This window comes from Pasteurella atlantica (genome assembly GCF_963693435.1).
GTDB classification, from domain to species: domain Bacteria; phylum Pseudomonadota; class Gammaproteobacteria; order Enterobacterales; family Pasteurellaceae; genus Phocoenobacter; species Phocoenobacter atlanticus.
Genome location: NZ_OY856306.1, coordinates 125,045 through 149,223, shown reverse-complemented (window position 1 = coordinate 149,223; position 24,179 = coordinate 125,045). Strand labels below are relative to the sequence as shown.

The following is a 24,179-nucleotide window of genomic DNA, read 5'->3' as shown; positions in this document are numbered from 1 at the left end:
ACAATCAACACCAATAGAAAATGGGGATTTTGTATCGGTGTGGTTTTTATATCTCACTTTTAAAATACACCCTCGCTTTATTCTCCCCCCTTGCATTTAACAAATCATTAAGCACAAATTTATTCAAATAACGTCTTACAGTTGGGGCGGATTTTTTCAATAACTGTTGAGCTTGTTGGTTGCTGATCGTTGTATTGCTTTCTAAATAATGAATAATTTTTGAGTAAGCCTCTTTTTCAGGAAGTGAAAATTTATCGCTCATTATATCGCTCACTATATCGCTCATTTGTTTTTCAGGGTAAGACTGAATGGTTTTCAAAATGATAGAAAGCATAAATTCAATGAATACTGTTGCACTGCTTGTTTTATCGGCTTGTCTTAATGTTGCATAATATTCATCTTGATGTTCATACACGATCGTTTCAATCGGTAGCCACGCAAACACAGGGTTACTTTGGCTCAATAACACATTTTGCCACAAGCGTCCCATTCGCCCATTGCCGTCTGCAAAAGGGTGGATAAGTTCTAATTCATAATGGATTACGCAACTTTTAATTAACGCAGGCGTATCATCATTTTTTGCCCAAGCAAATAAATCTTTTACTAATTTAGGGACAAATTCAGGTCTTGCCCCCATATGAATAACGTCCCCTTTATGGTTAAAAATCCCCACATCGCCCAAACGGAATTTTCCTGCATCTTTGATCAAACCTTGTGTCATTAAACGATGAGCAGTAAGAAAATCTTTCACTGAGTAAGGCGAGAAACGCAATATTTTTTCATACGCCTCATAGGCATTTTTCACTTCTTGAATGTCTTTCGGCTCGCCTAAAACACGTTTACCATTGATAATATCGGTAACTTGTTCAAGGCTCATTGAGTTATTTTCAATCGCCAGTGACGCTTGAATTGAGCGTAAGCGGTTATTTTTTCGCAAATGCAACTGCTTATCATAATCTGCCTGCAAACGTCCGATTTTCTCGGATATTTGGATTGCGAGATTAAGGGCAATGTTGGTTATTTCAAAAGGGGGTTTTTGCATAGTATAATCAGTTTATAAAAATTAATTTTTCTTTAGCTCTAGTACAAGCAACATAAAATAATTCTTTGCTATTGTCATAATTTAAATTATTAAAATCTCTAGACATAACAATTACATTTTTAAATTCTAAGCCTTTTGCAGAATGAATCGTCATCGCAAAGTTTTTTATAGAATCTAAAGTATAAAACTGTCGAGCCTCATCATTCTGAAATACATTCAGAATTTCATCAAAATCTTTTTCTTCATATATCAGTGCATATTTATTTAATTGAGTTAAAGTTTCTGCACTAGGAGTATATTTTAAGTCTTTTATTATTTTCTTTGCCTGCTGATTTGGTAAATTGGGAAATACATACTCTATAAAATCTAACTCTTCTTTAAAAGAGCCAAAGAACATATGAAATAGTAAAGTTAATGGTTGTGGGTTGTTACTTTTGACGATAATATCAGGTAATGTAATAATTGGTAATCCATAATTATTAATTATTTGTCTATTACTCTCATTATTTTGTCCCTTAATTCCTCTAAATAAAAAACATATACCTTCTTTTTTTCTTTCAAAATAACTAACTATTTTAGTTAGTTCAGTTTGTTTACAAGCATATATTCCATTCTTATTCTCATCTGTATTTTGTTCTGTAGGAACCGTATAACTATTCGCACAAAAATCAATTAATTCATGACATCTAAAATTTTTAGTTAAGTGGTAAATATTATCTTGAAATTTAGGATGCTCTTTCATTTTTAAAAAAGCATCTGCACTTGCTCCTCTAAACTGGTAAATAGTTTGATTTTCATCTCCAACTAGTACAACTTGAATGTCTAAATCAAGTAATATTTTAACAATATCATATTGTAGTTTATTATTATCTTGTGCCTCATCAATATATATTGCAGTAAATTTGTACTTTAAATATTTTTGTATATAAGGATATTGTTTAAGAGCCAATAATGCACCTTCTAATAAATAATCTTTTTTAGGATCTTTTGATACAGGTATTTTATTATTAGTATTAACATAATTAACCCACTCTTTTAAATTAGATACTTTTCTATCAAAATCAAAAGATATATTTTTATTTCTAAATAATGGTCTAAATGAAAGAATATGATGCATTAAAAAAGAGTGAAAAGTCATAGAGATAATATTTTTAGCATTTGAAAATTTTAGTTTTTTTCTAATATCTTCAACACTTTTATTGGTAAAACTAATAATTGCAATACTTTTCCAATCTATTATTACCTCTGATTGATTAATAGCTCTTTGAATAATTGTTGTTGTCTTTCCTGAGCCTGCTTTAGCAACAATTATTGCTGAACTCCATTTTTCAGGGTTAATAATAGCATTTTGTTCATCAGTTAACTTAAACATTATTTATACCTCATTATTCAGTGCTTTTAAGCAAATGAAAGCCTCACTATCATAAATTTTTTGAGCAATATCATTGCCTGAATCATTTATGAGCTTTAACTCAGTATATATTTCTTCTTTAATTTCATTGTGATTTAAGTTTATAAAACTCCACATATTCTGCCATTTTTTTTCTTGAAGCCATTCTATAAATTTATTCTTATTACTTAATTCTAAACTATCAGCTAAATCATTTTCTAAATCTACTTCTGACAGATAAATTCCTTTATTTTTTAAAATTTTAATCTCATTTGAATAACATTTACGAATATAATGTCTAAGTTCTTCAGGTTCTTTTTCATCTGAATCAATCTTTTCTATTGGATTATCGCTTATAATATTAAGAATATTAATACATCGATTATATCCTATTGGACTATATGTTATTACATCACTATTTTTAGATTTTCGATTTCTTTTAATATCATTATCTGTTTTTATTAATACTTTAATGCCTAAACCAACTAGTATTTTTACATACTTCTCAAAATGAACACCTAAAATAGGTTGAATAAGAATTCTTTGCCTATCTTTTCCTAAACTATCAAGTACCCATTCAAATAAAAGTTTTTCAGATTCTCCCTCAACAAGTAAAACTTTATCTACAAATAAACACTGAGCTAAGTTTTCTAATAATATATTCTTTGATTTTTTATATTCATCAGGAACAATTAGATATTCTGATTTCGTGCTAATATCATTATTTTCTTTATGTAATCTAATTAAATTAGCATCATCACTAATTCTAAAAAATAATTGTGGAGAATGAGTTGTTAAAAATAAAAAAAGAGAAAATTCTTCACTAAAAATTGTTTTTGATAGTTCAATCTGAGCAGATAAAAATAAGTGATTTTCAGGTTCTTCGATCAATAAAATTGGAATTTTCCTTTGTGAATCTTTTCCATTTTGTAATAAGTAGTTAATAAGAGCATACATTACTTTTCTAACACGACCATCTCCTGATGTTGGATAAACATCTGAGCTATTATTATCACGCATGTATAGTTCAAGGTTATTATGCAAATCTCCAAAAGTATGATTGGGTGATATTTTTACTTGGTAATCTTGATCGAATAATGAAAGTACTTCGTTAATCCCCTCCTCCATTTTTTGAACACTAGAGAGAGTAGAAATCTCAGTATTAATATCCTGATTAGCATTCGATATACTCTTTAGAATTTGTTTATCTGAACTTGTTGCTTCATGTGTAGATAATAATTCTTTTTTAAAGTTTTTAAAACTTGAGTTAATATTATTCTGTGAAGGTATAAATATACAATGAAAAATATCATCTAAAAGACTTCGACTAACACCTCTTGATGGAATATTTATCATTGGTTCAGTTTCTGTTCCCCATTGTAAATCAATAATTGGTTCTCCATTATTCCATTCTGCTAATAATGAAATTTTAAATAACTTATCATCAGATATGGAAGCAGATTCAGCTTTAGCAATAAGAAGTTGGCTATACTCTGAATCATCAGATATATCAAATAAACATGATATTTCAATATTATTATTTGTATTTTGTTTATGAAAATCGGTAACTTGTAAATTGGTATTTCTAATTTTTTGTTCAAACAAAACTCTTAATGCATAAATTAAATTACTTTTACCAACATCATTCATTCCAAAGATCAAATTTTTATTTGATAAATCTATAGAGCAATCTTCAAAATTACGAAAATTTTTTATTATTAATTTTTTTAACTTCATACCTCAATCTCTCCACTCACTAATTTAGGTAATAATATATCTCTTATTTCTTGTAAGAGTTTGTTTTCTGTACTATATCTTTTATCTAAAATTGAAACAATAATATTATGAAATTTTTCTAAAATTTCATTTGGGGGAATAGTAACAAGTTCTTTTTCTAGAAATATTTTAGTTTGAAAATTACTAATTCCTGTACTTTGATTTTGATATTCCCACGTTTTTCCTTCTTTATAGATATTTTGCAAATGAATAGATGATAAATAACCTAATTCCACTGTTTGGGGTCTAAACAAACGACAAAAACTAGCAGGTACTATCGGTATTTCAAATTGTGATAATAATTTTTCTGTAATTAATAATGAACGACCTGTTGGTTGATTTTTACTTCCACCTGAAACTTCAATAACTATATCTCCGTGCTGTAATCTTCTTGCCTGTAATTTTTTATTTTCAACATATCGAATAGGCACATCATTTATTGCTCCCTCATAAACTTTTGGTAAATCAGTTCCTCTAAATATAGCAACTTTTTCTGTATGTTTTTCATCAGGTATTTCTTTTCCCCAATCTCCACCAATCGTTTTATCTAATAGGTTTCCAAAAGGTTTCATCTCCCACCCTAACGGCAACCCATTTTCGCCAAATTCACTTGGGAAGGCTTGGGCGGTTTGGTGTAGTTGGGCGTATTCGGTGGGGGATTGTTGTGCCATTTCGGTAAGCTCGGTGTCTGTTTTGCCTGATAGGGTCATCATCGCTTTACGGTTGGCGGTTTGGATATCGTCGCCGTTTGCGAGTGCGTTTGCTTTGGTGTGTACAGGGTCAAAATCAATAAACCAGCTTTTGAATATTGCTTGTGCGATATTTTCTAGGGTTTGGTTGGTTTCGGTGTTGAGTTGGATTTTTTGGTCTAGCTTATCAAGAATATTTACAACCCAATCTTGATAATCTTTATTCGGTATAGAAACTTCATATTCGCCAAAATATTTTTTATTTAAAATAGGGGTCGCTGAACCACTAGCTATACTTTTAAACTCATTTTGTTTAGTAGATAAAATATAATAAATATATTTATGATTAAATTTTTCATTAACAATAATTGTATTTATTTGCTGATTTGTTACAGCTTTACAAGGAATAATTATTGTTTTTCCCATATCAGAGCCAATACAAGAAACAGCAATACTATTTTTAGGCATTATATATCTAGCAACTGATTGAATACCTTCTAGTGTTAAAAACCGTTCAGTTGAATAAATTTCCCTTCTTCCATCCATATCTTTTGGGGTAATAAACGGAACTCCATTATCTGAGAAAGCATTACTAATTTTAGATGGTGGTGTTTTCCCTGTATATATATTTCCTATTTCACATAGTTTATAAGTTGTCCAATTACTCATATCATAAATCCTTCATTTTCGTAAATTTTCATTATTTTTTAATCGCTTATCGTCCTGTTTATTATTCAATAACGGGCGGATATTCCGTTCGCTTTGCTCACTCAATCCGCCCCTACATTTCGATAATATTTCAAAATATTTAAAACCCTAAACTTTTTAAGTTTTGTTCGATTTGTTGTTCTAACTCTTGTCCTTGGGCAAATTGTTTACGCAAGCAAGCGGTCAGATTTTGCATTTTTTCTGCAAAAGGTATGCCGTCATCTTCGATTTCTTCCGCTCCAACATAACGTCCTGCGGTAAGTACAAAATTATTGTCGGCAATGTCGTTTAATGTGGTAGATTTGCAAAAGCCTGCGATATCTTCATAATCGGTGGATTGTTGCCATTTGTGATAGGTGTCGGCGATTTTTTGGATATCGTCATCAGAAAAATCTCGTAGTACACGGTCTTTCATATAACCGATATTGCGAGCGTCAATAAACAGCACTTCGCCTTTGCGGGTTTTATTTTTGTTTAAAAACCAGATACAGGCTGGAATTTGGGTGTTGGTGAACAGTTGCCCCGGTAAGGCAACCATACAATCAATCAAATCAGAGTTAATGATATTTTTGCGGATTTCCCCCTCGTTGTTGGTTTGGCTACTCATTGAGCCGTTGGCGAGTAGTAGTGCCATTTTGCCTTTTTCGGATAGGTGGTAAATCATATGTTGAAGCCACGCAAAGTTGGCGTTGCTTTCTGGCGGTGTGCCAAATTTCCAGCGTGGATCGTCCGCCAAACTTTCGCTCCACCATTCTTTGATATTAAAAGGTGGATTTGCCATTATGAAATCCATTTTTTTATCAATATGTAACGGATTTTTTAGGGTGTCTTCGTTGCGATTGCCGAAGTCAAAATCAATGCCACGAATTGCCATATTCATTACCGCTAATTTGCGTGTGGTTGGGTTGGATTCTTGCCCATAAATTGAAATGGCGTTGCGGTTGCCCGAGTGGGATTGAATAAATTTATCGGTTGATACAAAAAATCCGCCACTGCCCATTGCTGGGTCGTAAATGCGTCCTTGATAAGGTTCGAGCATTTCAACAATTAAGGTTACGATAGATTTTGGGGTGAAATATTGTCCGCCTTTTTTACCTTCCGCAAGGGCAAATTGTCCTAAAAAATATTCATAAACGTGTCCGAGAATATCTTTGGCGTGTAGGTGGATCGGTTCGCCATTGTGGGTTGGCGTGGTAAAGTTGGTATCTGAAAAGGTATTAACTAAGCCGATCAGCGTGTTCTCTGCCACCCCAAAACTGGCGATACGTTGCAATACCCCTTTGAGTTTGGGATTTTCTTGTTCAATGGCTTCAAAAGCGTCATCAATCAGTAACGCTACCCCTTTAAATTTGCTTCCCCACGGTAATTCATCACCGATATTTGTGTTACACAGGGATTTTATGGTCTCCCAACGGGCTTTTTCAGGCACCCAGAAAATATTATCTTTGGTGTAATATTCACGCTGATTGAGTTCGCTTTGTTGCATTGATTCATCAAAAAATTCAGGATCTAAATAAAGCTCGTCATTAGGATCTTGAAATTGTGTTAATAGTTTGGCTTGGTGGGCGGTAAAGGTGTCGGAGACGTATTTTAGGAAGATAAAACCGAGAACGATATGTTTGTAGTTGGCAGCGTCTAAATTATTGCGAAGTTTGTCGGCAGCGTTCCAAAGTGTGTTATCAAGGTTGCTAAGAAAGGATTGTACAGCTATGCTGTTCTGGTTGCTGGTTGCTGGTTGCTGGTTGCTGGTTGCTGGTTGCTGGTTGCTGGTTGCTGGTTGCTGGTTGCATTATACTATCCTCAAAATAAATGTGTAGCAAAATTTTAATCTTTTTGATAAGAAAAATAAAGCGGTCATTTTTTATTAAGAATTTGTAAATATTCAGGAAAAAATGACCGCTTATGTGTGATATTTTAGGATTATTTTTTGTTGCGTTTATAAGCAATAACCATAATTAAAATTCCCAAAACAATCATCGGTAGTGACAATGTTTGTCCACGCGTGATGATACCTAAATCAAGGGTTAGGCTCATATCTGGTTCTCTGAAATTTTCAACGATAAAGCGGAAAATACCATAGCACAGTAAGAATAGCCCTGATACAGCTCCAAGCGGGCGAGGTTTACGGATAAAGAAATTTAAAATTGTAAATAACAGCACGCCTTCGAGTAAAAATTCATAAATTTGCGATGGATGGCGTGGTTGATAATCAACGTGTGGGAAAATCATTGCCCAAGGCACATCAGTAGTTCTTCCCCATAATTCACCATTAATAAAGTTACCTAATCGCCCCATTCCTAAACCAAAAGGGATCAGTGGTGCGGCAAAATCAGCGGTTTCCCAAAATGTATGTTTTTGGCGACGAGCTGTCCAAAGCATTGCAATGATTACCCCAATCAAACCACCGTGAAACGACATTCCTCCTTCCCAAATACGGAATAGATAAAGAGGGTCTTGAAGAAGTTTATCAAAGCTATAGAAGAATACATCACCAATTCGACCACCTAATATAACACCAAAAAATCCGTTATAAAGCAATTGATCGACTTGCTCAACTGTCCATAAGCCATTAGATTTTTTGGCTCTGCGAGTACCTAACCAATAGGCAAAAGCAAAACCAATAAGATACATTAAACCGTACCATCGTAACGCAAGAGGACCGATTTGAAAGATAATTGGATCGATATTTGGATAAATTAAATAATTTTCGTACATTTTTGCTCTTTTATTTGAAATTTAGTATTTAAAAAACATATTAATTGCAATGCCAATTAACAATAATGCAAATGCCTTTTTTAATATGCTTACGGGTAATTTTGTCGTTAATCTTGCCCCTAATTTTGAGGTAAAAAATGAAATAGAGACAATACATAGCAAAGCGGGTAAATAAACATAACCTAATGAATAATCAGGTAAATTAGGGGCATTATAGCCGTGAAAAATAAAGCTAAACATTCCTGTTAAGCCGAGCAAACAACCACATAATGCGGACGTGCCAATCGCTTTTTTGAGAGGAAGCCCTCTATTTTCTAAAAAAGGGACGGTAAAACCACCACCCGCAATGCCACCAATACTTGCTAAAACCCCAATAGTTCCCCCTGCAATTATCATTGATGATTTGGTTAATTCTTTTGTTACCTTTTGGGATTTTTTTATTGATAAAAACATTTTTATCGATAAATAAAGCATTAATATAGCAAAAGCTTTGGTAATAATATGCTTGGGTAAGCCTGTTACTATTGAAGTTGTTAAAAAGCCCATAATCATCAAAGGTGGAATAAAAAATTTTGCCACTGAAAAATCAATATTACCAAATTTATGGTGGTGTTGAGCAGCAGAGAAGGTATTGACTACAATAGTAGAAAAAGAGATACCAAGAGCCATTGACATAATCAATTGATCTGGAATCCCCATTTTAGGCAACAAATAAACTAAGGCAGGAACGATAACCATTCCGCCTCCAATACCAAATAACCCTGCTAACATTCCAGATACTGCACCTAGTACTATAAATGCAATAAAGAGTGTTACTGACATCAACGCTTCCTCCACGAATTTCGGTGAGTATTACGTTTTGGATGGTAGTTATTATTGATATTATCTGTTTGCTCAGTATTATTTATCATTAGAATTTGGGAAAATTCTTTCATCGCTTTGCGATATACCTCACGCTTAAAAGAGACGACTTGACGCACGGGATACCAAAAGCTAACCCATTGCCATCCATCAAATTCTGGGTTTTTCATTGTATCTAAACGTATTTTGCTTTCTGGTGCCACCAGTTGTAATAAAAACCAACGCTGTTTTTGCCCAATACAAACAGGACGCGTACCTTCATTACGAATTAAACGTTTAGGTAATTTATATCTTAACCAATATTTGGATGCCCAGAGTAATCGTACCTCATTTTTTGTTAAACCAACTTCTTCATAAAGCTCACGGTACATTGCTGTTTCAATGTTTTCACCTTCTTTTACGCCTCCTTGTGGAAACTGCCAAGAATTTTGACCAAACCGCTTTGCCCATAGAACTTGTCCATTTTTATTACAAATAACGATACCAACATTTGGGCGGTATCCATCAGAATCGATCAATTTGACCGCCTTATTTTGAATAATTTTGAATGGTATAGATTGTTTCATACTTTTATTTAGGGAGCAACTGAAACAAAAGAAAAAATTAAAATGCTCTTGCCTTGCTATTCCAAGCATAATATAAGCGGTATGATCCTATCAAAAATTTACAATTTTGTATTATCTTTTTTTCTGATACACTTTTGGTATCAATTATTCATATTATAAAATCAAATGCCATTTACTTTTTCACATCCTGCGATTGTGCTACCGCTAAAAAATATTTTAGGGCGTCACGTCTCATTAATTGCTCTGATTATTGGTAGTTTAACACCCGATTTTGAATATTTTTTAAGAATGAAGATGTATGGCGAATATGGACACACATTTTATGGGGTACTAGGGTTTGATTTGCCTTTAGGTATTATTTTATACCTTATTTTTCATCGCATTATAAAAAAACCATTAATAGAAAATTCTCCTCGATTTATTCAAGGTCGTTTAGCCATATTTAAAAATGATGATGGGTTTGGCTACTTTAAACGACATTATTTTATTGTTATTTTTTCTATTATTATTGGGGCTTATTCACACTTATTTTGGGATCTATTTACTCATCATAATACTTGTTTGGTTAATTACTTTGAACTTCATCAAACTATTGCTAACACGACTATTCCTTTTTTCAAATTATTACAACATTTGAGCAGTGTTGTTGGGATGTTATTTATATTTAGTTACTTATTAATGATGAAACAAGCACCCTGCCAATATACTCAACCTAAATTAAGTTTCTGGTTTAAAATGATAATATTCGCAAGCAGCATTTTTATAATAAGAATATATTTTCTGCAAAATTTGACTCAATATGGGGATATTATCGTTAGTGGAATAACATCAGGAATAGTTGCATTAATAATAGTGTGCTTAAATGAAAAGCTGAAAATAAAAAAATCGCCTTAATGATGAAGGCGATCTTCTCTTACGGCATTTTTATTTTTTAATAAAATACAAATCCCATACACCGTGCCCTAAATTTTTTCCTCGCTCTTCAAATTTGGTTAAAGGGCGAAAATCTGGACGTGGAATATAATCATTAGTAGGGGATTGATTTTCTAATTCTGACTCAAACTGTTGCAAGACTTCCAACATATGCTCTGCATAATTTTGCCAATCCGTAGCAAAATGAATAAAGCCATTAGCGGTTAGTTTATGTAAGATTTTTACAATAAATTCTGATTGAACAATACGGCGTTTATGATGTTTTGTTTTATGCCAAGGATCAGGGAAATAGAGTTGTAAACCTGCCAATGAGTGATCTGAAATACTATCTCGTAAAATTTCCGTTGCATCGTGACAGATCACACGTAAGTTTTTCACTTGCTTTTCCACCGCATAAGCAATACAAGCCCCCACACCCGGTGTATGAACTTCAATTCCAATATAATTTTTATCTGGATTTTGCTCTGCCATTTCAACTAAAGATTTACCCATTCCAAAACCAATTTCTAAAATAACAGGGTTATCATTTCCAAAAATAGTTTTAAAATCAAAGGGAGTGGTTTGGTAATCTAGCCCAAAGGTTGTCCAGTTATTATTCATTGTGTTACGTTGATATTCGCTCATTCGCCCTGTACGCAGTACGAAGCTACGAACTTTACGTTTATAACGTCCATCTTCAGTAAACTCAGCCTGCTCCACTGTTTTACGTTTTTTATCTGCTAAAGTTTGTTGTGTCATTATCTATTCTATATTATTCAAATTAAAAACGAATTAAGGCTGAACCCCAAGTTAAACCACCGCCAAATGCCTCTAATAATAGCGTTTGTCCACGTTGAATACGTCCATCTCGTACCGCTTCATCAAGAGCGGCAGGAATAGAGGCCGCTGATGTATTACCGTGACGGTCTAAGGTTAAAACAACTTGATCTAACCCCATTTTTAATTTGCGTGCTGTGGCTGAAATAATACGTAAATTGGCTTGATGTGGAATTAACCAATCAATTTGATCCCGCTTTAACTGATTATATTCAAGGGTTTCTTCCACTACATTAGCCAATTCTCGAACCGCAATTTTGAACGTCTCATTGCCCTGCATTTCTAAATACGCAGGATCACTTTGTGCAATACGACCTTGATTTTCAAGCATTAATACTTGAGCATTATCACCATTAGCGTGTAAATGAGTAGATAAAATACCCGCTTCTTCCGATGCTTCTAAAATCACAGCACCAGCACCATCGCCAAATAAAATAACCGTTGTACGATCCTTTGGATCTAAAGTTCGAGAGAATAGATCGGAACCTACGACTAATGCTTTTTTCACTTGCCCAGTTTTAATAAATTGATCGGCAACACTTAATCCATACACAAAGCCTGAACACGCAGCCGCCAAATCAAAGGCAATCGTATCTTTAATGCCCAACATTTGCTGAACCTGACAAGCAGAACTTGGAAAAGCGTGGCTGGATGTAGTAGTTGCCACAATAATTAAGCCAATCTCATTAGGATCAATGTTCGCCATTTCCAATGATTTTTTTGCTGCTTCATAACCCATTGTGGCAACTGTTTCATTTTCTGCAGCAATACGACGCTCTTTAATGCCTGTGCGTTGCGTAATCCACTCATCAGAGGTTTCCACCATCTTTTCAAGTTCTGCATTGGTGCGTACCTGCGCAGGTAAATAGCTACCTGTTGCTAGAATTCTGCTATACATTTTGTTCTCTAAAATTTAAAACGATTAATTTTGGCAATTCTAACAAGAATTGCAAAGGCTTTCACTAATTTTTAAAAATAAAAAAAACGAGGACAAAAGTCCTCGTTTTCTCATTCTTAAAGTGGTTAAATTAAATTACTTAATTTTACGACCTTTGTAGAAACCATCTTCACTTACGTGATGACGTAAATGAGTTTCACCACGAGCATCTACTGATACTGCTGCAGTTGTTAATGCATCATGTGAACGACGCATACCACGTCTTGAACGAGTTTTTTTACTTTTTTGAACAGCCATTGGCTATACTCCTAATCTAGATTATTTTTTTAAGTTAGCTAATACGGCGAACGGATTTGGTTTTTCTTCTTCCTCGTCAGGAATTTCACCAAAAACCTGCTCCGCCACGGACACTTCACAGTGTTCATAATTATGTTTCGGGACTAGGGGTAAATTGAGAATAAATTCATCCACAATAGCATCTAGTAAATTTATTTCACCAAATTCATTTAATTCAAGTGGTTCATAAATTTCGGGCAAATTGTCCGCCTGATTCATATTAGATACTGGACTGAAACTAAACGTACAGTCGAGTACTTGTGAAAATGGGTTACCACAACGCTGACATTCTAACTCTACTTCAACATTTGCGGTGCCTTTCATCACCGTCAAGCCTTGAGAATCAATATCAAGCGAAAGTGTAACTTGTGCATCACTTTGCACATTACCAACAAGTTCATCCAAACGACCTAAAGCATCTTTTAGAAAAAAACCTTTGTAGTCCATACGATGCTGCGCATCTTTTTTAGGATTAATTGTTAGGGGTAGTTTTACCTTTTTCATAGGGTGCAGATATTACAGATAGAAAGTAAAATAGTCAAAGGGAAAATTGTATTTTTTAAAACTTACTTCAGGGCAAGAGCATTTTAATTTATATTTAGAAGTAATTGAGCTCTAAAATTATCATCCAATGCAGCCATTTTTAGCTTACGTTTCATACTTGCTTTACGAGTTGTATCAGTTTTAACAATATTTAATGCTAGTTTTCTAAAAGCATTCATTACCTCAGCTGCATTCCCTCGCCTAATCCTTGAATTATCTTCATGGAAAGTCATATCTAAAGTCCAGTGTAAGCTATTTTCTATCGCCCAATGATTACGAATAATACTATTTAATCTTTCTGCATTAAGGCTAAGAGAACTTATATAATAACGGTTTTCTATTGTCACTTTTTCACCAATATGGCATTTAGCTTCTATACAAATTACGGTTTGGATATTCGCCCATTTTTTATGTTCTGTAAGCCAATTTTTATCAATTTCTAATTGAATACATCTTCGCTCTTCTATTCGTCCATGACCACTAGTAATATGCTCATAAATAGAATGACCAACATTTGCAAACTGTTCTCTATGACATTTGTGAAACCAAGCCTTAACTTCTTTATTTAACTGTCCTTGATTACCTTTTAATGACACCACATAATCCGCACCTTTAGAATGAATCTTATTGATAATAGCATGCTGACATCCCATTGCATCAAGTGTAATAGTGGCTCCTTTTACATCAAGTAAATCTAATAGTTTAGGGATTGCTGTAATTTCATTTGATTTACCCTCTACTTTTTGTTGTCCTAACACTAAGCCATTTTCACAACTCCAAGCACTAACCATATGTAGACTATCTTTTCTATTTTTTGTAGAAAAACTGCCTCTTGCACTTTTTCCATCAATGGCAATAATTTCTCCATCTACTTCTGTTATGAGTTCTTTAACCCAATTGATAAAACAAGTTTGAATAGCTTCAGGTTCTAAGCGACTCATTACCCTTGCTATAGTATCATGTTTAGGAATTCCATTATGAAAAGGTAAATAACGTCTCAACCAGTCTAGTTTTACGTGACCGAAGTCTTCTATATCTTCCCAACCTTCTGCACCAGATAGGACTGCACAGATAGATAGAAATAAAATATCTATAAGTGCATGCTTTTTACATCGTTCAATTCTAGGATCTTTGATAATTGAAAAGTGAGTAATAAAATTATTTGTCATATCAGTAAACCTTTTTTACATTTGTTACTGATCTGATCGTAAAAATAGTATTTAGTTCAATTTAAAATGATCTTGCCCTGAAACTTACTTGCAAAACTCATTATATTATAGACAATAGTCTTAATTATTCCGAATAAAAAACACGAATGAAACAAGACTTAACTTACTTACAACGTTGCAAAGAGTGTGATATCACAGTAAAAATTGCAAAAACTGACCATAATCATACCGCTTGTTGCCCGAATTGTAATAAAGTGTTACATCAAGGACATAGCTGGAAGCTCATTAAATGCACAATTATTGCTATCTCTATTCTTATTTTACTTCCTTTTGCATTAACCTTTCCCCTAATGCGTATTGATTTATTAGGAATGCCAGTCTATGCCTCTGTTTGGGGAGGCATTTGGAAAATGGCTATTTCTGGCTATGCGATTACTGCCTTTATGGTACTTATCTGTGCTGTGATTATGCCTTGCCTTTTTGCCTCACTGGTTGTTACATTAGCAATACAACGTTTATTAAAACAACGCCCCAAATATACATTACTGCTACTAACCAAAATTCAACCCTGGGTAATGCTAGATGTTTATTTTGTTGCTTTAGCTGTAGCTGCATTTAAAGTACACGAATATGCAGATTTACATTTTGATATTTATCTCTCTGCTTTTGTTATCACAACCCTACTAACTACACTATTATTTATCAAAATCAATCCTCAACAATTATGGTCTGATTTTTATCCTGAATATCATACCCTACCTCCAGCTCACCCTTGTTCACCCACACTTTGTGCAGAATGCGAATATACCTTTGATGAAAACATCATTGATTTAAAAGGGCGATTACGTTGCCCACGTTGTGAAAGTAAATTAACTATTTCTGATAGTATAAAATTACAACGAGTTTGGGCAACACTAGTTGCTGGTACTATAATGCTTATTCCAGCAAATATTTTACCTATTTCAATCACCAATTCGGCAGGTTCAATTTCTGCAGACTCTCTTATTTCAGGCGTTCTACTATTTATAGAAATGGGAAGCTACTTAGTCGCAATGATTGTTTTTGTTGCGAGCATCCTAGTTCCTTTCAGTAAAATTATCATTATCACTTATTTATTATTGGCGATTCACTATCGTTTTAAACACAATATTCACTTTCAATTAAAGCTACTGCACTATGTTCATTTTGTAGGACGCTGGTCTATGTTAGATTTATTTGTGCTTGCTTTAATGATGTCGCTCGTAGAACGAGGACAAATCATCAGTTTTTCTGTCGGCAGTGCTGCTGTATTCTTTGGTGCCGCCGTCTTTTTAACAATGATTTCATCATCAAATTTAGATGCCAAAATGTTATGGAAAATACACAAGAAACATAAAGAACAAAATAAGCGGGTAGATGTTGAGTAAAATTTACAAAGGACTCTCAATATCTAGTTTTTCACTAATACTACTTACCGCTAAAATAAGAGTGGAGCGGATCATTTTATCAAGACGGGCTTGTTGCATTTGATATTGTATCGGATTGTTATTATTTAAAGCTGGTTGTTGTTTAAGTAACGCTAAGATAATAGTTAAATCAATATGATGAAGTTTTTTTATAAAATCAATAATTTTAGGATCTGAAAAAGCAAATTCTTCAACTTCATTACTTAGGTATTCTTTTAATTCAATAAAAAGATTAATATCTTGAAAAACTTCCATAGAAATAGCACCTAAACTAACTAGGACTTTTAATCTGACAGGTAATTCAGCGAGTGGACCTTGATGTTCAAAGAGCGAATTAACCACAGATTCAACCACAAAGTCTTTTTTACGAAAAACACGGTTAATCAATTGCTCAACAGCGTGAGAAAATTGGTTAACCGAAAGAGCGAGAAACCCTCTTAATGAAGGTGCATCGCTCAGTTTTTCAATAAAATTATCTTGAGATGCCATTATTTATATAGTTTTATAATTTTTGAAATAATATCTTCATTCGTTAATCCTGTATAATGCTTAACTGCATCATAAAGACCATTCTGATCAATATACTCCGCCAATTCTATGGCTTGTGGATCATCTTGATTACGATATTGTAATGCCATCACCACACCTTCAATTAAATGCTGATTAGGTAAATCAAATTCTATCGTACCTAATAAAGGTTTAATCAAGCGATCATTTTGACTAAGTTTACGAATAGGCTCACGTCCAACTCGATTTACATCATCATCTAAATAAGGATTTTCAAAACGTTTGATAATTTTTTCTATATAAGCGGAATGTACTAATGGATCAAAATTATAACGTTTAATTAAAACTGCGCCACTTTCTTCCATTGTTGCTTTTACCTTAGATTTGATATTTTCTAAAATAATGGCATCTTTTATATATTTTACATCCGCTTGTTTACCTAAATAAGCAGTGACTAAATGTCCTGTATTAAGAGTAAATAGCTTACGCTCTACGAACGCCATCAAGTTATCAGTTAATTCCATACCTTGAATATCTGGAATAGTACCTTTAAATTGAGTTTGATCGACAATCCATTCACTAAACTCTTCAACAGTTACTTCAAGTGGGTCATCTAAATTTGGTTGAGTAGGTGGAACAATACGATCAACCGCTGAATCAACAAAACCAACTATTTGTTCAATTTGTTGTTGCTGTTCATTATTTAAGTATTGAAATACATTCTCTTTTAAAAAAGAAGTACCTCTTACCATATTTTCACAAGCGATAATATTTAATGGTTGAGAATTATTATTTTCTAAACGTTTTACTAATCCTTTGGCAAGCGTTGGTGCAATAATTTTTAATACATTTGGACCAACAGCTGTAGTGATTAAATTAACGGTACTAATTTTGTTTAGTAGCGCGACTTCATCTGCTGAATTGATAGCCTCTATATTTCTCACTATTTCTACACGACTATTATCACCAACAATTTTTACACCGTACTGTTTTTGCTGATTAATTTGATCGATTTGAGTTTGGTTGATATCAACAAAGGTAATATGAATATTAGAGTCAGCTAATAATTTACCAATAAAACCACGCCCGATATTACCTGCACCAAAATGTAATGCATTCATAAGATTAAATCCTTTTTGTAAAATGTTGGTAAGATCTTACCGCTTAAAAACCCCCTTTTGCAAGGGGGTCTCTTTGATTATTTACCTTGTAGTAAATTTAATACTTGTTGTGGGTCATCTGTCGTCATTAATGTGTGCATTTTTTCTTCATCATCTAATGCGTTGGTTATTGCTGTGATAACTTGAATATGCTCATCATTACGAGCCGCAATTCCAATGACCAATTTTGCAACACCATCCTCTTCATCATCAATGAAACGTACACCATCACGATATTGACAGAATACAATACCTGTTTCTAACACACTTTCTTTAGCAGCAATTGTTCCGTGTGGTACGGCAATTCCTTCTCCAAGATAAGTGGAAACCTGTTTTTCACGTTCAAACATTGCAGGTATATAATCTTCTTTAGCAAAGCCAAGTTTAACAAGTTTTTCGCCAGCAAACTGAATGGCTTGCTCTTTATTTGTCGCAGTTAGATTTAAGAATATTTGCGATTCTTTCAATTCTAAGCAGTGAGCTGGCTTAGCTTTTTTTGTTAGGCTCGAATTTACTCCTTCATCATTAACTAGATCTTGTACAAGCTGATTATAAAAAGTGTTATCTAAGAAATTATTTAATGACAAATGTTGTGCATTTGGTACTTGTTGTTTTGCTCGAGTGGTTAAATCTTTATGCGTAATAACCAGTTGAGCATTATCAGGTAAATCATTGATGGCAAGATTTTTTACCTCAATATTTAAGCCTGCTTCCTCAACTTTCTTACGTAACATACTCGCCCCCATTGCACTTGATCCCATTCCTGCATCACAAGCAACATAAATTTTATTTACTTGTTGTAATGAAGCTGATGAAACACCTTTACTTTGTGCTTTCATTGAGTGCATTTTAGATTGAGCTGATTCTAAATCATCACCCTCTTCATCTGTTACTTTTTGTGTTTTCAATAACACTGATGCAATAAGGAAAGAAACAGTACAAGAAAGTGCAATTGATAATAACACGCCTAATGTTGCACCTTTTGGCGTCATTAATAATACTGCAAAGATAGAACCTGGAGAAGCAGGTGCTACAAGACCAGCATTAAACAGTGTTAAGGTAAACACACCAGTCATACCTCCAGCAATTACAGCCAGAATTAAACGTGGGTTCATTAACACATAAGGGAAGTAAATTTCGTGAATACCACCAAAGAAATGGATAATAGTTGCACTACCTGCAGTTTGTTTTGCCAAGCCTTTTCCAAAGAACATATAGGCAAGTAAAATACCTAAGCCTGGACCTGGGTTTGCTTCAATTAAGAAGAAAATTGATTGTCCAATTTCTTGGGATTGTTGAATACCAAGCGGAGAGAAAATACCGTGGTTAATCGCATTATTTAAGAATAAAATTTTTGCTGGCTCAACAAGTAATGATGTTAATGGAAGCATATTCGCTTTAACTAATACATCAACCCCAGCAGCAAATAATTCTGAAATTTGAGTGACAATTCCACCGATAACACTATAAGCCAAAAGAGCCAAAATCATACCGATAATACCAGCGGAGAAGTTATTTACTAACATTTCAAAGCCAGTTTTTACTTTTCCTTCAACCCAGTTATCAAAAGTTTTAATTGCTAAACCACCAAGTGGACCTGCAATCATTGCTCCCAAGAACATTGGAATTGATGCACCAACGATAATTCCCATTGTTGCGACCGAACCAACAACGGCACCACGTTCACCACCAACTAAACGACCACCAGTATAACCAATTAAAAGTGGTAATAAATAAGTAATCATAGGACCAACAAGTTTTCCTAAATACTCATTTGGCAACCAACCTGTTGGAATAAATAGGGCTGTAATAAACCCCCATGCGATAAATGCCCCAATATTAGGCATTACCATATTGGATAAGAAACGTCCAAAACCTTGAACTTTCACTTTAAAATTTGAAGACATAATAGCACCTCATTAAATGCTGTGAATAAAAAGACATTGATTAAAAATCAGTGACTAAATTAGCACTTATTTTTTTAACAACAAAAGAATTTATTTTAAAAATGTGATAGATGTCACATAAAATTTTTTATAGATATTTTTAAAGTGTGATCTAAATCACAATTTTAAATATATATTAATAAAAGCATGATATGGATCACGTTTTTATGACGTCCTTTTGTAAATCATTATAAAAATATCACTACTCATTCTAGTTTGGATTACTTAATAAACATCTAAATTCGTGATAATTTTATAAAAAAGAATGTGCTATTTCGTGATAAAATTAAGCTTATAAACTTGTTATTTTGTGATCCTGTTGATATTATTAGCTTTATTTTTATGAAAGGACAGAGTAATGCTAAAAAGAAAAGCGTATGATAAATTGATTGAATGGAAGCAGCAATCATTAGGTAAAACTGCTCTTTTGATTAATGGTGCTAGACGAGTCGGCAAAAGCTATTTGTGTAAAGTCTTTGCTCAAAATGAATATAAAAGTCATTTAATTATTGATTTTGCTAATGTTCCAAAAGAGATTAAAAATTTATTTGAAGAAGAAAGCTATGATCTTGATTTGTTTTTTCTCAAACTATCTGCATTTTATGGTGTTATTCTTTATGAAAGAGAAACGTTATTTATTTTTGATGAGATACAACAATACCCAAGAGCAAGGCAGTTAATTAAATATTTGGTTCAAGATGGGCGTTATGATTATATTGAAACTGGTTCTTTGTTATCAATAAAACGTAATGTTCAAGATATTGTTATTCCATCAGAAGAAGAGCATATTTTTCTTTATCCACTAGATTTTGAAGAATTTTTATGGGCAATGGGCGACAAAACCACAATCCCGATGCTAAAAACTTTTTTTCATAAAAAACAGCCATTAGGACAGGCTTTACATCGTAAAACTTTAAATTATTTTAGACAATATATGTTAATAGGTGGAATGCCACAGGTTGTTGATAATTATATAAAAAATAAAGATTTTATTGCGGCTGATAAAATTAAGCGAAATATTTTAACTTTATATCGTAATGATATTGCTAAGTTTGCAAGGAATTATCAGAATAAGGTATTGGCTATTTTTGATGAAATTCCAGGACAATTATCTAAAAAAGAAAAAAAATATACATTATCAGCATTATCTAAAAATGCACGTTTACGAGAATATGAAGACGCATTTATGTGGTTATCTGATGCAATGATTGTTAATACTTGCTTCAATACAACAGATCCTAATGTGGGGTTGGCACTAAGCAGTGATTTTAGTACAAGAAAATGCTATATGGCAGATACAGGTTTACTATTAACACTGGCATTTTATGATAATGAGCAATTACATTCAGAAGTTTATAAAAATATTTTATTTGATAAATTAAATATAAATGAAGGAATGTTGATGGAAAATATCGTAGCTCAAATATTAAGAACGCAAGGATATCGTTTATTTTTCTATTCTAGAAGAGATAAAGAAAATACTAAAAATAATATGGAAATAGACTTTTTATTATCTCACAATAAAAAAATTAGTGCTGTTGAAGTAAAGTCATCAAGTTATCGTAAACATAGTTCTTTGGATAAATTTAATTTGAAATTTAACCATAAAATAGAACAATCAATCATTCTTTATCAAAAAGATTTAATGATAAAAGATAATGTTTTGCATTTACCGATTTATATGGCTATGTTTTTATAGCTTAAAAGTAAAGAGGGATATTTTCATAACCCCCTCTTTACCACTTATTTTGTACAATTTTAAGCTAATTGAGAATAAAACACCTGAAATCGTGAGATTTTTATAAAATAGAATATGCGATTTAGTGATCTTATTGATTTTATTATATTTAAGTCATAAAAAATATAATATTCTAACTTTTGATACTGCCCATCATCTTATTTTTACAAATCCCCACAAAAATCTTACCGCTTATCTCTTTTTTATTATATAATTACGAAACGAAACTTAATTAAAGGCAATCAAAACATTTTATGTCAAAACGAAACACTCAACAACGTCGTCATTTAATTGCTACTCTTGTTCAAGAACAAGGGGAAGTGAGTGTGGAACAGTTATCAGAACAGTTTGAAACCTCAGAAGTAACAATTCGCAAGGACTTAACAATACTTGAAGAGAGTGGGCTATTGTTACGCCGTTATGGTGGGGCAATTAAAATGCCGTCTGAATTTATTGATGAGCAACATATTGAAGATATTTCGAAACAAAAGAAAGCGATTGCAAAATTGGCGGTAAATTGTATTCGTGAGCATAATCGTATCATTATTGATAGTGGTAGTACGACTGGGGCATTGATTCCTTATTTGAATCAAGCAGGGCTAGTTGTGATGACAAATTCTCTTGCACTTGCTTCAGAATTAACCGCTTTGGAAATTGAGCCAACGGTATTGATGACAGGGGGAACGTGGGATTCTCGTTCGGAATCTTTTCAAGGAAAAGTGGCGGAAACCGCATTGCGATCCTATGATTTTGACCAGTTATTTATTGGTGCTGATGGATTAGATTTAGCACGGGGTACAACGACTTTTAATGAGTTGGTTGGATTAAGTCAGGTTATGGCGGAAGTATCTCGTGAAGTGAATGTGATGATTGAATCTCACAAAATGGCAAGAAAAATGCCTAATGTGGAATTAGATTGGGATCAAATTGATCGTGTGATTACCGATAATCAAATTGATTTAGAAATGAAGAAAGCGTTGGAACAAAAAGGTATTGACGTTCTAATTGCTCAAATTTAGTGATTTTAAATTTATACATAAAAGGAAAATAAAACTATGTGTGGAATAGTAGGTGCAGTAGCACAGCGTGATGTGGCAGACATTTTGGTTGATGGGTTACATCGTTTAGAATATCGTGGTTATGATTCAGCGGGCGTTGCTGTGCTAAATGCGACAACCAAAGAGATGCAAGTCGTTCGCCGAGTCGGTAAAGTAAAAGAATTAGAAAATGCAGTGGCGGAAAGTAATGTAATTGGTGGAACAGGCATTGCTCACACACGTTGGGCAACACACGGCGAACCAAGTGAAATCAATGCACACCCTCACGTCAGTGGTAAAATTGCGGTAGTTCACAATGGTATTATTGAAAACTACGAAGAATTACGTGAAGAATTAAAAGCAAAGGGCTATGAATTTTTATCACAAACGGATACCGAAGTTATCGCTCACTTAGTAGAATGGGAATTACGCACATCTGAAACGTTACTAGAAGCAGTGAAGAAAACCGTAAAACAGTTGCGTGGTGCTTATGGTACTGTGGTGATGAATCAAGATGAACCAGAACATTTAATCGTGGCTCGTTCAGGCAGTCCATTAGTGATTGGGTTAGGTGTAGGCGAGAACTTTATCGGTTCAGATCCTTTGGCGTTATTAAGCGTAACCCACCGTTTTATTTACTTAGAAGAAGGCGATGTTGCGGAGATTACACGCAAAACAGTCGATATTTTTGATCGTGAAGATAAGCCTGTGCAACGTGAAATTCACGAATCGCATTTTGAAAATGATGCGGCAGATAAAGGGCAGTATCGCCACTATATGCAAAAAGAAATTTTTGAACAACCAGTTGCGATTATCAATACTCTTGAAGGTCGTATTACCAACGGTAAAGTGAATGTTGACGCTATGGGTAAAGATGTCGATAAAATCTTAGCAAAAGTTGAGCATATCCAAATTGTAGCGTGTGGTACATCTTATAACGCTGGAATGGTGGCTCGCTACTGGTTTGAGTCTATTGCTGGCGTAAGTTGTGATGTGGAAATTGCCTCTGAATTCCGCTATCGTAAATTTGTGACTCGTCCAAATAGCTTATTGATTACCCTTTCACAATCGGGGGAAACCGCAGATACGTTGGCAGCATTACGTTTAGCACAAGAATCAGGGTTTATGTCATCAATGGTGATTTGTAACGTGGCAAGTTCATCATTAGTGCGTGAATCTGACTTTGCCTTTATGACAAAAGCGGGCGTAGAAATTGGTGTTGCGTCAACCAAAGCTTTTACCACTCAATTAACTTGTTTATTACTTTTAAATACTGCAATTGGGCGTTTAAAAGGGACATTGAGCGAACAAGAAGAGAAGCAAATCGTGCAATCTTTACAACGCTTACCCGCACAAATTGAAAGTGCGTTAGTGTTTGACAAAGAAATTGAAAAATTATCACAAGATTTCGCCGAAAAACACCATACTCTATTCTTAGGACGTGGTGAGTTTTATCCTATCGCAATGGAATCAGCATTGAAATTAAAAGAGATTTCTTATATTCACGCAGAAGCTTACGCCGCAGGTGAATTAAAACACGGTCCATTAGCCTTGATTGATAGCGATATGCCAGTGGTGGTAATTGCTCCTGAAAATGATTTATTAGAAAAAGTAAAATCAAATATTGAAGAAGTGAGTGCCAGAGGCGGACAGCTTTATATCTTTGCGGATAAAGATGCTGGTTTTACGGATTCAGATAATTTCAAAACGTTAGTAATGCCAAAAGTCGATCAGGTTACGGCACCGATTTTCTACACCGTGCCATTACAATTATTGTCTTATCACATCGCCTTAATTAAAGGCACTGATGTTGATCAACCTCGTAATTTAGCAAAAGCAGTAACGGTTGAGTAATATAATTTATGTAATTAAAAACCCCTATTCTTTTGTAAAGTAATAGGGGT

General features: G+C 33.7%; 20 protein-coding genes and 1 pseudogene. 5 read left to right on the top strand and 16 right to left on the bottom strand.

What is annotated here, in order from left to right:
- Positions 1–46 precede the first annotated feature (46 nt).
- The 8 genes and pseudogenes from U9966_RS00735 to rppH all read right to left on the bottom strand — a co-directional run.
- On the bottom strand, positions 47–1,042 hold the full coding sequence (locus U9966_RS00735; RefSeq protein WP_306347767.1) for a Fic family protein: 996 nt from the start codon (positions 1,040–1,042) through the stop codon (positions 47–49).
- Positions 1,043–1,049: 7 nt separating this feature from the next.
- Positions 1,050–2,414 carry an ATP-dependent helicase gene (locus U9966_RS00730; protein WP_306347768.1) on the bottom strand — a complete coding sequence of 455 codons (1,365 nt, stop codon included), beginning with the start codon at positions 2,412–2,414 and terminating at the stop codon, positions 1,050–1,052.
- A 3-nt stretch (positions 2,415–2,417) separates the two neighbouring features.
- Positions 2,418–4,169, bottom strand: a complete 1,752-nt coding sequence (locus U9966_RS00725; protein ID WP_306347769.1) for an ATP-dependent nuclease — start codon at positions 4,167–4,169, stop codon at positions 2,418–2,420.
- Entirely contained in the window at positions 4,166–5,566 is a 1,401-nt protein-coding gene (locus tag U9966_RS00720) for a restriction endonuclease subunit S (RefSeq protein ID WP_306347770.1), read from the bottom strand. The genes U9966_RS00725 and U9966_RS00720 overlap by 4 nt, the downstream gene beginning before the upstream one ends.
- Positions 5,567–5,705: 139 nt before the next feature.
- The gene (locus U9966_RS00715; RefSeq protein WP_306347774.1) at positions 5,706–7,316 is read right to left on the bottom strand and encodes a class I SAM-dependent DNA methyltransferase; all 1,611 of its coding nucleotides are present in this window, start codon (positions 7,314–7,316) and stop codon (positions 5,706–5,708) included.
- 209 nt (positions 7,317–7,525) lie between these two features.
- The gene (gene lgt, locus U9966_RS00710) at positions 7,526–8,320 is read right to left on the bottom strand and encodes a prolipoprotein diacylglyceryl transferase (RefSeq protein ID WP_306347771.1); all 795 of its coding nucleotides are present in this window, start codon (positions 8,318–8,320) and stop codon (positions 7,526–7,528) included.
- A gap of 21 nt (positions 8,321–8,341) precedes the next feature.
- Positions 8,342–9,142, bottom strand: coding sequence for a sulfite exporter TauE/SafE family protein (locus U9966_RS00705; protein WP_211597538.1), 801 nt, complete (start codon positions 9,140–9,142; stop codon positions 8,342–8,344).
- A 94-nt stretch (positions 9,143–9,236) separates the two neighbouring features.
- Positions 9,237–9,699: pseudogene (gene rppH / locus U9966_RS00700) on the bottom strand (RNA pyrophosphohydrolase); the annotation flags it as partial.
- A gap of 213 nt (positions 9,700–9,912) precedes the next feature.
- On the opposite strand from rppH, the gene U9966_RS00695 reads away from it, so the two are divergent.
- Positions 9,913–10,641, top strand: a complete 729-nt coding sequence (locus tag U9966_RS00695) for a DUF4184 family protein (RefSeq protein ID WP_306347772.1) — start codon at positions 9,913–9,915, stop codon at positions 10,639–10,641.
- Positions 10,642–10,671: 30 nt separating this feature from the next.
- On the opposite strand, the gene trmB is transcribed toward U9966_RS00695, so the two are convergent.
- The 5 genes from trmB to U9966_RS00670 form a co-directional block, all read right to left on the bottom strand.
- A complete protein-coding gene (gene trmB, locus U9966_RS00690; protein ID WP_407675182.1) occupies positions 10,672–11,418 on the bottom strand; it encodes a tRNA (guanosine(46)-N7)-methyltransferase TrmB in 747 nt (248 codons plus the stop codon).
- 22 nt (positions 11,419–11,440) lie between these two features.
- On the bottom strand, positions 11,441–12,394 hold the full coding sequence (locus tag U9966_RS00685; RefSeq protein WP_306347773.1) for a beta-ketoacyl-ACP synthase III: 954 nt from the start codon (positions 12,392–12,394) through the stop codon (positions 11,441–11,443).
- A 135-nt stretch (positions 12,395–12,529) separates the two neighbouring features.
- Positions 12,530–12,691, bottom strand: coding sequence for a 50S ribosomal protein L32 (rpmF, locus tag U9966_RS00680; protein WP_211597406.1), 162 nt, complete (start codon positions 12,689–12,691; stop codon positions 12,530–12,532).
- A 21-nt stretch (positions 12,692–12,712) separates the two neighbouring features.
- Positions 12,713–13,234, bottom strand: coding sequence for a 23S rRNA accumulation protein YceD (gene yceD / locus U9966_RS00675; RefSeq protein ID WP_211597405.1), 522 nt, complete (start codon positions 13,232–13,234; stop codon positions 12,713–12,715).
- Between the two features lie 83 nt (positions 13,235–13,317).
- Positions 13,318–14,442, bottom strand: a complete 1,125-nt coding sequence (locus U9966_RS00670) for an ISAs1 family transposase (protein ID WP_306347859.1) — start codon at positions 14,440–14,442, stop codon at positions 13,318–13,320.
- Between the two features lie 146 nt (positions 14,443–14,588).
- Here U9966_RS00670 and U9966_RS00665 point away from each other — a divergent pair, with 146 nt between their 5' ends.
- Positions 14,589–15,848, top strand: coding sequence for a paraquat-inducible protein A (locus tag U9966_RS00665; RefSeq protein WP_306347455.1), 1,260 nt, complete (start codon positions 14,589–14,591; stop codon positions 15,846–15,848).
- Positions 15,849–15,851: 3 nt separating this feature from the next.
- Here the strand turns inward: U9966_RS00665 and U9966_RS00660 are convergent, their stop codons facing one another.
- The 3 genes from U9966_RS00660 to U9966_RS00650 form a co-directional block, all read right to left on the bottom strand.
- Complete coding sequence (locus U9966_RS00660) at positions 15,852–16,376, bottom strand: MltR family transcriptional regulator (protein WP_306347456.1); 525 nt, start codon at positions 16,374–16,376, stop codon at positions 15,852–15,854.
- A complete protein-coding gene (locus tag U9966_RS00655) occupies positions 16,376–17,515 on the bottom strand; it encodes a mannitol-1-phosphate 5-dehydrogenase (protein ID WP_306347457.1) in 1,140 nt (379 codons plus the stop codon). The genes U9966_RS00660 and U9966_RS00655 overlap by 1 nt, the downstream gene beginning before the upstream one ends.
- Before the next feature lie 77 nt (positions 17,516–17,592).
- Positions 17,593–19,461: a PTS mannitol transporter subunit IICBA gene (locus U9966_RS00650; protein WP_407675181.1), complete on the bottom strand. Its 1,869-nt coding sequence runs from the start codon at positions 19,459–19,461 to the stop codon at positions 17,593–17,595.
- Between the two features lie 397 nt (positions 19,462–19,858).
- Here U9966_RS00650 and U9966_RS00645 point away from each other — a divergent pair, with 397 nt between their 5' ends.
- From U9966_RS00645 to glmS, 3 genes are all read left to right on the top strand, one after another.
- Positions 19,859–21,199: an ATP-binding protein gene (locus U9966_RS00645; RefSeq protein ID WP_306347458.1), complete on the top strand. Its 1,341-nt coding sequence runs from the start codon at positions 19,859–19,861 to the stop codon at positions 21,197–21,199.
- Positions 21,200–21,492: 293 nt separating this feature from the next.
- Positions 21,493–22,257 (top strand): DeoR/GlpR family DNA-binding transcription regulator, encoded by a 765-nt coding sequence (locus U9966_RS00640; protein WP_306347459.1) that lies wholly within the window; start codon positions 21,493–21,495, stop codon positions 22,255–22,257.
- Between the two features lie 36 nt (positions 22,258–22,293).
- Entirely contained in the window at positions 22,294–24,129 is a 1,836-nt protein-coding gene (gene glmS, locus U9966_RS00635) for a glutamine--fructose-6-phosphate transaminase (isomerizing) (RefSeq protein ID WP_306347460.1), read from the top strand.
- Positions 24,130–24,179: the final 50 nt, after the last annotated feature.